Origin of the sequence: Lactonifactor sp. BIOML-A5, from assembly GCF_009677585.1 — a bacterium.
GTDB lineage: Bacteria > Bacillota > Clostridia > Lachnospirales > Lachnospiraceae > Lactonifactor.
Window position 1 is genome coordinate 32140 of sequence record NZ_WKYV01000036.1, and the last position, 12235, is coordinate 44374.

Sequence of the window (12235 nt, forward strand, 5' to 3'; positions counted from 1 at the left end):
CCCTCCTTACGCTTCTACGTTAATATCATCTAACGTCCCATAAAGAACGTCAATGCTTTTTACCAACTTCCCATCTTCCATTTTCTGGCTGTAGACGCCCCATGCTTTCCCACAAATAAAGAAGCTTGATAATTCCCCCTCTGTAAAAGGGCGGATAGAAAGTGTCTTGCGGTACATATCACTCTTCAATCCAAGCAGTGCATTTAATATGCCCCAGCTCGCCATTGCCCGGCAGTAATGATGTCCGGATTCAATTTCACTGAATGGGTTTCTCTTATATCCGTCATAACGGTCACGAATAGATTTGACGATGGTAAGGCCTTCCTCCACACATCCGGAATAGATAAGATTTACTGCCACCTCATATTCCACACCAGTCCATACTTCCCCTGCATAGGATAATGGGAACTTCGGTCTTCCTCCCTTCGGCCAGGTTGCAACTACCATACCGTGTTCCTCATTAATGGCATAGGCCCTGTGTACACTGTCCGTATGGTAGAAATCCGTCTTGTAATTATAACGGAATACAGATTCCATAGCAGATTTCACATGCTCTTTGGGAAGAATTTCTCCGAGCCCTGCCATATATGCCAGATACTGTCCCAGAAGCTGATCCGACAGACAGCCTTTGCCGAACTGGTATTTGTACTTATCTATATCTTCCTGTACCTGGACGTAATATTCCCCATCAAACATCAGTTCATCCGCACTCTTGGCACCTGTTTCATATGCTTTGCCGTATTTTTTCTGATGTTTTTCATCACCTAGTATTTCCGCCATCTCTTCACAGCATTTTAATGCAGCCAGAAAAATACTGTCCGTCATGGGATTGGGACCATAGAACTCAATATCATAAGTAGTATTCTGTTGTCCGTCCAGTACATAATCTCCATCTAAATCCCATTGGCGAAGGGCATATTCCATTGCCGCAACTGCTTTGGGCCAGATATTTTTTAAGAATTCCACATCTCCAAGATTCTTAAAGTCCCGATAAATCCTGACAATGCTGCCTAGTTCACCATCGCAGGCTGGAACCATGGCATACCGCTCCTGGTCAAATACGGAGAACATTCTGGTGGACATACACCCATTCTCGTCTGTCTCCCGCAGGAACTCTACATTCCGCATGGTTTCCTCCAAATCAGGAAACAGAAATGCAGCGGTCTGCGCATAATTCCAAACATGGGGAACGCTGCCATAACCACAGCCAATATAGTCCCGTATTCCCTCAAATCCTCCAAAAGTTCCATCCTCTAACCGGAAGCAGAGATTGCTTCTTAGATTCGTAATATTTGCTGTCAATGCATCAATTACATAATAGGGAAGTGTGGTGCGGCGGAACATTGCCTCAGAGAAGTTCCGGCTTTCCTTTTCCAGCCGTTCCTTATTTCGGTAAACATATTGTCCCACATCCCATGCATCCTTAAACTTGATTGCATAATAGTTCCTTACCGTTCCATATTCTCCCCGCTGAAACTTCTCATAATCCTCATCAAACTCAATCCAGGCCTTCACCCGATTGGGAAAAAACCAGGTAATGACAAATTCAAATACTTTTTCTTCGCCGGGTGCCAACTCCTGCCAGGATCCGATAGATCCTATCTTTTCTCTTCTCTTTAAAAAGCTGAAATTATGAAACTGCGCAAACTCACATCCCACGCTGTCTGATTGTGTTTCCTTTTCCAGAAGTCCGTCTTCCGTAAAATCATCCCAAAAATCCTGGATTCCATCTACCCACTCTCCATCAAACCACTGGGTCTTATATGTAATATTGTCTCCGCTGGTCAGAATAGCCATATTGCCATACCGCAAATGATCTTCTTTCAAATGCTCCGGTTCATAATAGAGCCCACTGACATCTTCAAACGACCTATACTCATTTTTTACGCTGTCTGCCAGCTTCAGGTTCTCAATTACATCATAGCCCTCAAATGCTGATGCATTTGGCAATGTCCCCACCAGGCTCACCTTTGTACTGCAATCTGCAGTATTCTTTACCTTATACCTTATAATTCCACATGGTATACTTGAATCGTCTGTATTCAATGGAATAAACGGCGTATACGCTTCCATTGAAACCTGGACTGGAAGTTCAGAATCTTTAAAATTCACTCTTGCAAATGGATATTCACATACCATTTCTGAGTCTTCCATTCTTGGCAGATTCACTAACTCTGCCTGCAGATATCCGTGTGAACTGGTATAAGGAGGAACCAGTCTGGATTCCAATATTTTAGTAATTGGTTGATCCATCTTTTCATTCTCCGTGCGAATTGCAAAAAATGAAAGAGGAAATTTCGTATTCTTAGATGGCCAGTTAAAAATCTCCCAATCCAGGAATTTCCCCCTGGAATTCACAGAAAAATTGCCTGTTCCGATTCCCCCAAGCAGAAATCTCACCTCTGCAGCCTCCCTTTTATACACCCTGGGAGTTCTGTCATACAATTCTTCCCTTGTAAAAACTTTGCACATAGTACCCTCCGCCTCCATCTTATTCGGTTGTTCGAATAACTTGATTTATATTTTAACTCCCTGCGCTTGCAGAGAGTTTTTTGAAATACTTATTGTTTATTCGAACAACTTATGCTATGATATTAGCATACAGAAAAAGCTTTGTCAACGCTTTTTCAAAAAGTAGGGAGAATGTAAGTATGAATAGCAGAACACCAAAATATATCACCATTAAAAACAATCTGATTCATAAAATAGAAAGCGGCTGTTACCAGCCGGGAGACGCCATTCCTTCCGATAACGAATTAATGCGTACTCTAAATATCAGCAAAAGCACGATTACACAGGCATTAAAGACTTTGGAAGCAGAAGGCTATATCGTCCGGCAGCAGGGAAAGGGAAGCTTTGTCACTGACCGTACCCAGCTGCAGACTGTATTAAGTATTTATCTGTGTCCCATGGAAGAAAGTGAGAAGCAGTTCTGGACTCCCCTGATCGAGGCATTTAACGAAAGTAACCAGGGGTTTACGGTAAAAGGGACTTTTCTGTCTAACCAGAAAGCGCCCCTTAGAGATACCCTGTTCCAGAGCTTCACCAGCGGAAATGCTCCGGATATCCTCTCTCTGGACGGTCCGGATGTAGCATACTGGGCATATATGAACTCTCTTCTTCCCTTTGACGACTACATGGATGATGCCTTTTTAAGCTCATTCCTGGATCCTATCCTTCTTCAGGGCAGATTCCGGGGAAAGCTATATCACCTTGGTTATACAGAATCCACTCTATGTATTCTTTATAACAAGGAACTGTTTCACTGTCTTGGAATCCGCATTCCCTCCGGTATAGACGATGCCTGGAGCTGGGACGAATTTCTTTCCGTATGTAAACTTATTAAAGAAAAGACCTCTTTCCCCTATCCGCTTCTTATGGATTCCGGACGGGGGCTCTCCCCAAAGTCCGGGGAATGGAACAGCTACTCCGGTCTTCCTTTTATTCTGCAGAATAACGGCAGACTTTTTAATGATGACCTGACAAAAACTTCCGGTTATATCAATTCTCCGGAGTCTATTGCTGCAATGGATTGGCTGGGAAACCTGTTTCATAAATATAACTATACACATATTGAGGACGTCAGCGACAATTTTCCGAATAATTTTGCCATGAGCCTGTCTCTGCCTAATGCGTATTTTCAGTCATTAAAAGAAAATGACAATATAGGCCTCATTCCTCTTCCCCATGGAAAAAAAGCCGCCATCCCTCACGGAAGCTGGGGACTGTGTATGTCCCGTCAGACCCGGCACCCGGAACAGTGCTGCCAATTTATCCGGTATGTGTTCAGTTTGCAGAATCAGCTGAAGATCAGCAGGCTCACCGGTATTCCGGTATTAAAAGAAATTCATGAGGTAATGGATAGTTTTCAGACTGTTTCCAGCAATAACAATATACTGTTCTCACAACTGCGCCATTCCTCCTTTACAAGGCCGCAGACTCCGGCGTATCCGTTCTTCAGCAAACAATTTGCATATGCTTACTATCACATTGCAACTGGTGCAGATGTCCAGAAAGAGCTGACGCATTTATCCGAGCAGGTAGATGACCATCTGTTCCGTCATAATTATTATCTTAACGATAACATCAGCTGACATTATTTAGGAAGAGTTTCCGCAAGAAACTCTTCCTAAATGCCAGGTAACGGATTCACTCTGTTTCTGCATCAGCTGCCCCGGCTACTGTGCCTTCGGATACTCCGTACAAAGCAGACGGTAAGGTTTTTCGTCTTCCTCTATTTCCGGGAAACGTCCGATCGGCTCATAGAAACAGTTGTCATTCTCATCATCATTGCACATGGATACCTCCCCCAATAACACAGAGCCGCCGGTCTCGGGAACAATAAAATCATGATACATATAAGGAGTAATGGTAATGCTCTGGCCCGGTTTTAAACAAACCTTGGTCCCTGCAGGAACCACCTCCGTCTTACCGTCCGTATGTACAGTCACATCTGTGTCCAGCATTGATTTATCCTCTGCTCCATTGTATACAGTGATATAGATATCGTTCCCGCCCCGGTTTATAATATCCTCCATCTTGTTCCAGTGATAGTGCATGGGTGCGGTCTGCCCCTCATACAGCATCAGAAGCTTCTCCGCATATGGCTTTGGATATTTCTCCGGCATCTTTTGATTCCCGTTACGGATCGTAAGAAGCGAAAAGCCTACTTTATCAAAGTTTCCAAGACCATAATCTGTAATATCCCATCCCAGGCAGTTGTCACGGACTTCATCGTATTCGTGGCCCATGTTCTGCCATTCTTCCGCAGTCAGTTTTGCAAACGGCGGTATCTCAAATCTATGTTCCGCAATTAATGCCTCCATATCCTTAATTACTTCATTGATTCTTGAACGTTTCATACTGTAACCCATCCTTTCTTAATATCCAAATAGCAGGGCACCTGTCCCTGCTATCTGTTTCCTCGCCTATAGCAAATTTATAGCTTATACTCTGATAAGATCATTTCAGGCCTGTCTGCCTGCTTTGTCTTAATCCATTCCTCATTGGTAACAAAGTTCAAAAGTGCATCAATAGTCGCCATCAGGTTTGTCTGTGCATAATCCTTGTAATAGTTAAAGGGCTTATCTTCCCCGCTGGACAGCAGCACATAATCCGCGAGTTCAGAGACCGGTGATTCTGCATAGTCAGTAATGGCAATCATCTTTATTCCCTTCTCCTTTGCCAATTCCATTCCCAAAATGACCAGTTTTGACGTACCGGATTTTGATATGGCTATCACAATATCATCCTGGTCCGCAAGATTCACATGGTTCATAAAAAATTCCGCAGAGGAGCCATAGGTGCTCCTGATCCCAAGCCTTCCCAGCCGAAATCCCATATATTGTGACATCGAACACGTATTGCCGATAGCGATTATATGCGCTACATTACATTTTTTCAGGAGATTCACGCAATTCCACATAATTTCTGCGTCCATTCTTCTGCCGATTGCAATCATATTCTCCGCATAGTCGTGAAACAGCTTTTCTATCGCCCCGATACTCTTTGGAATCACTATGTCCTCGTACTGTTTCTTTCCTAAGTCTCTTGCAAGAGTAATCCGAAACTGATAATATCCTGTGTATCCAATATGATGGCACATGCGCACAACTGTAGCATCGCTTACTCCGCTTTGCTTTGCGATCTCCGAGACATTGGAGTCTACTGTCTTCTGCGGATTCTGCAAAACAAAGTCAGCTACCTTTTTTTCTGCTGCAAATATCTCGCCGTACTTTTGTTTTATCACATCAAGTACTTCCATCTGTAATATACTATCATTCTTCAAGGTTCTCTGCTCCATACGTTATTTTTGTAAATACTTCGCGAATAATTATTGATTTAATAATATCACATATGCTATCCTCTGTCACCCTCATTCCCGCGGGCACCTGTATCTTTGCATCTTTTGCCCCTTTCCTCTAAAAATGGCAGAGGGTTTTCAGACGCTCCTCTAAGTAAGGCTGTAATTTTCCCTGCACGTACTCCGGAAGATTAATAATTTTCACCGGATCCGGGTTCTCTGCATTCTCAAGAGAAAACGCAGCTACGGCATCATAATATTTGCCCAAAAATTCTGTTCCCAGATTAAATTTATTGATTCCCTTTGAAAAAGCAATCAGCAGCTGGTCATCCGGTATGCCGCTTCCTCCATGCAGAACCAGGGATACATCAGTAGCCGCATGAATCTCCTCCAGACGCGGTATATCCAGATGAGGAGTGTCCTTATATTCACCGTGTGCATTTCCGATAGAAACTGCCAGAGAATTCACGCCCGTCTCTCTGCAGAATTTTTCTGCCGCATCCGCTTTTGTATACAGATCCTCATTCGCATTGTCAGAGGCTGCCGCCGCTCCCACGTGACCAATCTCGCCCTCTACACACACACCCAGCTCGTGTGCCTTAAGAACCACTTTTTTGGTCAGTGCAATATTGGTATCCAGGTCGTTCATGGACCCGTCAATCATAACAGATTCAAACCCTGCCCCTATGGTATTCATAATTGCATCATACGTAAAATCGTGATCCGCATGCAGCCCAATGGGCACTTTCACCTCGCCTGCCAATTCCTTTACCATGGCCGCATAATTTGCAAATCCTGTTGTATGCTGAACGGTAACATGCTCCGGGTACAGCATAACTATGGCCGGTGTGTTAGCTGCCTCAGCAGCATATACAACCGATCTTGCCATCGTATAATCCATGCAGATGAATGAGATTACCGCAGTATTGCTCTCCTTCGCCATCTTTAATATATTTTCTGTTTTTTCATACATTGTGTTTTCTCCTTCATATGATGTCTAGTTTAATCTGCTTTCCTTCAGCAGCCCCGGCAGAAGCCCGCCGGCAAATGAATCTCCCAGGCCGACTACCGTCGGTTTCTCCACATAGCTCAAATCTTTACAGGGGATACAGTAAATCTTGTCTCCCAAACTCTCTCTCATCCTCTCACAAAATGCCACGCCTTCTGTTTTATCCGGTATGTCTTTGGTCTGTTCAAAGTCTTTTACTGTAAAGTTGTCTCCCATTCTAAACCGTGTTGCCGCCATCGTAACTCCCCCCTCCAGAGCAGCCCGCATTGTGCACGCATTTTCCCCGTAAACCAGTGCCCACGCGGCAGAATGAACCAGAATCAGCTTGATGCCGGAATTGTCATAGACATATTTCACAGCATCTTCCACTGCTTTTGCGTCCAGTATATCAATTGTCTTTCCGATATACTGCTGCAGTTCGTCCTCATTCATACTTAGCACGTCAATCTGAGGCGCCAGCTGCCGGTGGACATAGGTGCGGAATTCCTTTTTTACATAACATCCGTCCTCCATTACCACTACCGCGTCCCCCGGCAGATAGGACAGCAGTGACTTTGTCTTCTCCATCCTGTCTCTCAGCACCTCCGAATCCAGAAGCTCCGAAAATGACCCCAGCAGGAATACCTGGCATCCTCCGATCATTTTTCCGAACTCATCCGGCAGAACAGGCATATGCAGACTGTCTTCATCCCTTGAGATCAAGATCCTGTTTTCCCTTGGGGTAACAAAATCAATGTCATTTGCCTGAATCCTCACACCCTTATGGCACTGCAAAACAACGTGCGGATATATCTCGTTCTGATCCGGCCCCACCCCCGGCAGGACGCGGATACCCGCCGGCATCAGCCGTTTTACATGTTCATTGTAGCAGCTGGTTTGCAGCACACTGGGATAGCCCAGGCGATCCAGAATAATGCCGGCACGGGTAGGCGTCCCTCCCAAGGTCACCTCATATTCAAAATGATTTGCAAACTCCACACACATCTTGGATGTGTCCGGAACCATCTCACATCCGATTCCGGCCTGCAAATGTGCAAGACTCATAATCCAAATTGCGCGTTCTGAATCAACTTCGATATCCAGTTTCAGTTCATCCGCGTGGATATCCAATGCCTTAATCTGCGCTTCTGCAACCTGTGTATCCCACTTCAGCTCATAATCTACGCAGGTATGAAAGCCCAAAGCAATTTTCTCATTCATTCTGCAGTCTCCTTCGGTCTCATATAGTGCTCAGTTCTAGTAAAGTGATGCTTTCCCTGATGCCTGGAACAGTTCAATCTTGTCAAAAGCGACTTTCTTCATAGCTTCCACGCAGGGCGGCTGAATCTGGTTTGGTTCGCGAAGAGAAGCATCCTGAAGAACCTCTCTCATTTTCTCATAGTAAGCCGCTTTAATGTCGCTTGAAATGTTAATCTTATTTACGCCGTGCTCTACAGATTTCGCGATTTCGGAATCTTTATTCGAAGATCCTCCGTGAAGTACAAGGGGTACATCCACAACCTTTTTAATCTCATCCAGAATATCAATACGGAGCTCCGGCTTCTTATCTTTCGGATAAATACCATGGCAGGTTCCGATTGCAATCGCCAGACAGTCAATCCCTGTTTTCTCAATAAAATCCTTTGCCTGCATGGGATCTGTATATAAGATCTCATCCGGTGCCGTTGTTTCCACAGAATCTGTATTACCGATGGTGCCAAGTTCCCCCTCAACAGAGACGTCAACCCCATGAGCTGCCTCGCAAACCTTTTGACATGTAGCAACATTTCCCTCGTATGGCTGGCTGGAAGCATCGATCATGACAGAAGTAAATCCGGCGCGGATTGCGGTAATCACCTGCTCGAAGGTTCCGCCGTGATCCAGATGGATCACAGCAGGAATGGAAGAATTATGTACTCTCTCAACAATCCCCTTTACCATCTCCGGTGTAATATGACTTAACTCGTCCGGGTGAATTGCAATAATCACAGGTGCATTTTTTTCTTCAGATGCCTCCATAATGCCGTTAAACATATTGTAGTCACTAATGTTGAATGCAGGTACGGCAAAGTTGTTCTCATTTGCTACGGCAAGTAATTGTTTCATGTTCATTAACATAATTATTCTCCTCTTTTCTTTAAATTAATATATATATCCATTTTCCATCAGCCCTTCACACCGCCGGAAGACATGCCGGCTATAAAGTATTTCTGGAAAAAGATAAACAGAATCAGCACAGGGATCGATCCCAGCACACTCATGGCCATCATCTGGCTCCAGTCATATGCATGCTGGCCCATCAGCAAGTTGATACCGATTGGAACGGTACGCATATCGGTTGTCTGTGTCAATGCCAGCGCAAACAGATATTCATTCCATGCCTGCATAAACGTGTACATTCCTACGGAAACCATTCCCGGTATAGATATTGGTACTAATACGGACCAAAGGGCTTTCCATCTGGACCCGCCGTCGATCATGACCGCCTCGTCCAGTTCCCTGGACAGAGTATTAAAATAACCTGTCATCATTAAAATACAATAGGGCAGCGTAGTGATCAGATAGGTAAGAATCAGCGCAAAATATGTATTAAACAATTTCATTGCCACAATCAGACCCATATACGGTATGAGCAGTACAATGGGCGGGATTGCCTGAACGCTGACAATCAGCGAATTGAAAACGCCTTTTCCCGGAAAATCAAATCTGCTGAATGCATATGCGGCAAGTATTCCAACAAACAAAGTCAGCAGCACTACACATCCCGCCACGATATAACTGTTTATAAAGAATCTTACCTTTGTGGAGTCCGTCAGCACTGCTGCGTAGGACGATAAGCTGGCTGTCTTATCCAAAAATTTGGGAGGCCATGAAAAGATTTCTGAATTCGATTTTAGGGAAGAGCAGACCATCCACAATATTGGAAATGCTGAGAACAGGCCTCCCAAAACCAAAAGAATAGAAACTATGACCTTCGTTGTTTTTTTATAACTTCCAACCATCCCCTATTCCCTCACTTTCTTCTGCTGTCTCACATAGAATACTGCAATAAATATGCAGACCACGAGCAATATGGTAGCTGCCGTTGCGGCCATGCTATAATCCACCTTCTGGAACGCTTTTTTGTAAATATATATACTCAACGTCTCTGTTGCATTTACCGGACCGCCCCCAGTTAACATCCAGATAACATTAAAGGACTGCAGCGTCCAGATAAAATCTAACATCGCGATACTAATCAAAATCGGTTTTAATTGCGGAATGGTAATATGAAGAAAGCTCTTAGCAGCCGTTGAGCCGTCAATAGCCGCGCTTTCATACAAGTCTCCGGAGATTCCCTGCAGGCCTGCAAGAATACTAATCATATAAAACGGATATCCGCACCAGATATTGATAAAGCAGATAACAGCCAGCGCGATTGAGCTGTTGCTCAGCCACTCGGTATTTCGGGATATCTGCGGAAAGATCGACAGGAGATAATTTACAATACCCGACGGCTGTAACATCAGTTTCCACAGAATCGCAACAACGGATGCGGTAAATACCCATGGAAGAATATAAATAACACGGGCTATTGTTTTTGTCCTGCTTTTAAAATATTTGGAATTCAGCAGCATTGCAAACAGCATGCCCAGAATTAAATGCGCAACTACACTTACCACTACAAAAATTATGGTATTAGAAATTGCTCCTATATACTCGTTGTCTGCAAATATTGTTTTATAATTTTCTAATCCGATAAACTGCGGGTTCTGCGAGACGACAGCTTTATCCACAAAAGAGTAACCGATTACCATGCAGATAGGGATTACCATAAAAACAATCATAAGCAGTATCGTCGGGGCAAGATATCTGTATGGTGCAGTTTTCTTTCCTGTTAACTTCAAAATCAGTCCCTCCTATTATCCTATTTTAACTTTATGGACCAAAGATTCTTTCACTAAAGTTAAAACTGCTTTATAGAAATGGGGGGCAGGGATTACCCCCGCTCCCCATTCTTATTTTACTTCCTCATTATTTACTTTCCTGCGGCGTCAAGGTAACCCTGCCAGTTAGAAAGCAGTGTATCGATGTCAATTTTACCTTCAAGATATGTGGTCAGATCGTTTGTCATAGAGGTCATTACATCGGATGCGTTAGGAAGTCCAATAAATTCATTGATTACATAATTTTGTTTGTATAACTCATAGTAATCCTGGAACTGTTTAGGCGCCTTGCTGTAATCCGGTTCAGCAACCGTACTGTTCGGGAATGCTGACATTGTAGCCGCCAGACCTGCAGATGCAGAACCATCTTTTCCATCAATGCCCCCAAGCAGGTAGTTGATGAACTTAGCTGCTTCTTCTTTGTTTTCACAGGAATCTGAAATACCTACTGCCCAGCTTGCATAGCAGATACCGCTCTTATCCTTGAAATCATCTTTTACCGGGATTGTGGTAGCTTCGAAATTGATGTCAGTAAACTGGCTCATGGTAGCTGCAGATGCCACTGTAAATGCACAGTTGCCTGCTGCAAAGTTACTTGTCATCTCGGACTCTTCCAGTGTGCTCATACCCGGATATAAAGATCCGTCATCATAAAGTCCCTTAAACATTTCAGCGAGAGACGCCAGACCTGCATTGTCTTTTGTCTTGTATGCTCCGCTTTCATCCTTCAGGCTGATTCCTGAACCCCAGCCGGTTCCCATAAATACGTTCTGGATTCCATTAGCGTTTGTGGTTCCAAGGTTTAACGCGAATGCAGATTTTCCTGCATCTGTAATCTTCTTACATGCGTCCCTCAGTTCAGTCCATGTGGTAGGAACTGTTTCAACTCCGGCCTCTTTCAGAATATCCATATTTACATACATCGGATATGCAAAGTTCAGGACAGGAACCACATAGCCTGTACCATCTACTTTCCAGATGTCACTTGCAAGGCTGCTGTCTACACCTGCATCTTCTACGTTGGTCAGAACACCCATGTCAACAAATTCTGAAAGCCACGCACCATCCACGCTTATGATATCTGCGATGGTGCCGTTTGTTGCGCCTGCTGTGATAGCTGTCTTTGTATCCGCCCATGGTGCTGTTAACAGCTCAACCTTCACGCCTGTCTCTTCTTCATATTTGGCACAAATATCATCCAAATATCCCTCCGGAAGTTCAGCGCCCCACCACTGCTGGAACTTCAGTGTCACATCACTTTTAGCGTCAGATCCGGTTTCATCGGCTTTTGCTTCCGTTTTGGTATCTGTTTGGGCATTTGTTTTTTCTTCTTCCTTGTTGTCTCCGCAGGCAGCCAGACTTACCATCATAATACCCATCAAACCAACGGCAAGTCCTCTTTTCATGATTGTACTCAGTTTCATAATGACTCCTCCCTAATTTACTATGAAACAAAAACCATCGGATAGCCAAAAAAGCGCATACTATCCCTATTAAACTTTTAATCGTCCATTTTGA

Annotated in this window: 10 protein-coding genes; 1 reads left to right on the forward strand and 9 read right to left on the reverse strand. The window is 44.1% G+C overall.

The genetic code is table 11. The annotated features are described in order from the left end of the window. Window positions 1-6: 6 nt before the first annotated feature. On the reverse strand, window positions 7-2472 hold the full coding sequence (locus tag GKG41_RS20490) for a GH116 family glycosyl-hydrolase (protein WP_173015674.1): 2466 nt from the start codon (window positions 2470-2472) through the stop codon (window positions 7-9). A gap of 179 nt (window positions 2473-2651) precedes the next feature. Here GKG41_RS20490 and GKG41_RS20495 point away from each other — a divergent pair, with 179 nt between their 5' ends. After that, on the forward strand, window positions 2652-4094 hold the full coding sequence (locus tag GKG41_RS20495) for an extracellular solute-binding protein (protein WP_173015675.1): 1443 nt from the start codon (window positions 2652-2654) through the stop codon (window positions 4092-4094). Window positions 4095-4178: 84 nt separating this feature from the next. Here GKG41_RS20495 and GKG41_RS20500 read toward each other — a convergent pair whose 3' ends face one another. The 8 genes from GKG41_RS20500 to GKG41_RS20535 form a co-directional block, all read right to left on the reverse strand. Next, on the reverse strand, window positions 4179-4862 hold the full coding sequence (locus GKG41_RS20500) for a D-lyxose/D-mannose family sugar isomerase (RefSeq protein ID WP_154261699.1): 684 nt from the start codon (window positions 4860-4862) through the stop codon (window positions 4179-4181). A gap of 77 nt (window positions 4863-4939) precedes the next feature. After that, window positions 4940-5788 carry a MurR/RpiR family transcriptional regulator gene (locus GKG41_RS20505; RefSeq protein ID WP_154261700.1) on the reverse strand — a complete coding sequence of 283 codons (849 nt, stop codon included), beginning with the start codon at window positions 5786-5788 and terminating at the stop codon, window positions 4940-4942. Between the two features lie 133 nt (window positions 5789-5921). Further along, on the reverse strand, window positions 5922-6776 hold the full coding sequence (locus GKG41_RS20510; protein ID WP_154261701.1) for a class II fructose-bisphosphate aldolase: 855 nt from the start codon (window positions 6774-6776) through the stop codon (window positions 5922-5924). Window positions 6777-6800: 24 nt separating this feature from the next. Further along, the gene (locus tag GKG41_RS20515) at window positions 6801-8012 is read right to left on the reverse strand and encodes an ADP-dependent glucokinase/phosphofructokinase (RefSeq protein WP_154261702.1); all 1212 of its coding nucleotides are present in this window, start codon (window positions 8010-8012) and stop codon (window positions 6801-6803) included. Between the two features lie 36 nt (window positions 8013-8048). After that, window positions 8049-8909 (reverse strand): ketose-bisphosphate aldolase, encoded by an 861-nt coding sequence (locus tag GKG41_RS20520; RefSeq protein WP_154261703.1) that lies wholly within the window; start codon window positions 8907-8909, stop codon window positions 8049-8051. Between the two features lie 47 nt (window positions 8910-8956). After that, window positions 8957-9793 (reverse strand): carbohydrate ABC transporter permease, encoded by an 837-nt coding sequence (locus GKG41_RS20525; RefSeq protein ID WP_154261704.1) that lies wholly within the window; start codon window positions 9791-9793, stop codon window positions 8957-8959. 3 nt (window positions 9794-9796) lie between these two features. Beyond that, window positions 9797-10678: a sugar ABC transporter permease gene (locus GKG41_RS20530; protein ID WP_154261705.1), complete on the reverse strand. Its 882-nt coding sequence runs from the start codon at window positions 10676-10678 to the stop codon at window positions 9797-9799. A gap of 131 nt (window positions 10679-10809) precedes the next feature. Further along, a complete protein-coding gene (locus GKG41_RS20535) occupies window positions 10810-12141 on the reverse strand; it encodes an extracellular solute-binding protein (RefSeq protein WP_154261706.1) in 1332 nt (443 codons plus the stop codon). Between the last annotated feature and the right edge of the window lie 94 nt (window positions 12142-12235).

Coding starts and splice junctions, on each gene's coding strand:
- GKG41_RS20490 (WP_173015674.1), bottom strand. CDS start 2,472: ATGTGCAAAGTTTTTACAAGGGAAGAATTGTATGACAGAACTCCCAGG.
- GKG41_RS20495 (WP_173015675.1), top strand. CDS start 2,652: ATGAATAGCAGAACACCAAAATATATCACCATTAAAAACAATCTGATT.
- GKG41_RS20500 (WP_154261699.1), bottom strand. CDS start 4,862: ATGAAACGTTCAAGAATCAATGAAGTAATTAAGGATATGGAGGCATTA.
- GKG41_RS20510 (WP_154261701.1), bottom strand. CDS start 6,776: ATGTATGAAAAAACAGAAAATATATTAAAGATGGCGAAGGAGAGCAAT.
- GKG41_RS20515 (WP_154261702.1), bottom strand. CDS start 8,012: ATGAATGAGAAAATTGCTTTGGGCTTTCATACCTGCGTAGATTATGAG.
- GKG41_RS20520 (WP_154261703.1), bottom strand. CDS start 8,909: ATGTTAATGAACATGAAACAATTACTTGCCGTAGCAAATGAGAACAAC.
- GKG41_RS20525 (WP_154261704.1), bottom strand. CDS start 9,793: ATGGTTGGAAGTTATAAAAAAACAACGAAGGTCATAGTTTCTATTCTT.
- GKG41_RS20535 (WP_154261706.1), bottom strand. CDS start 12,141: ATGAAACTGAGTACAATCATGAAAAGAGGACTTGCCGTTGGTTTGATG.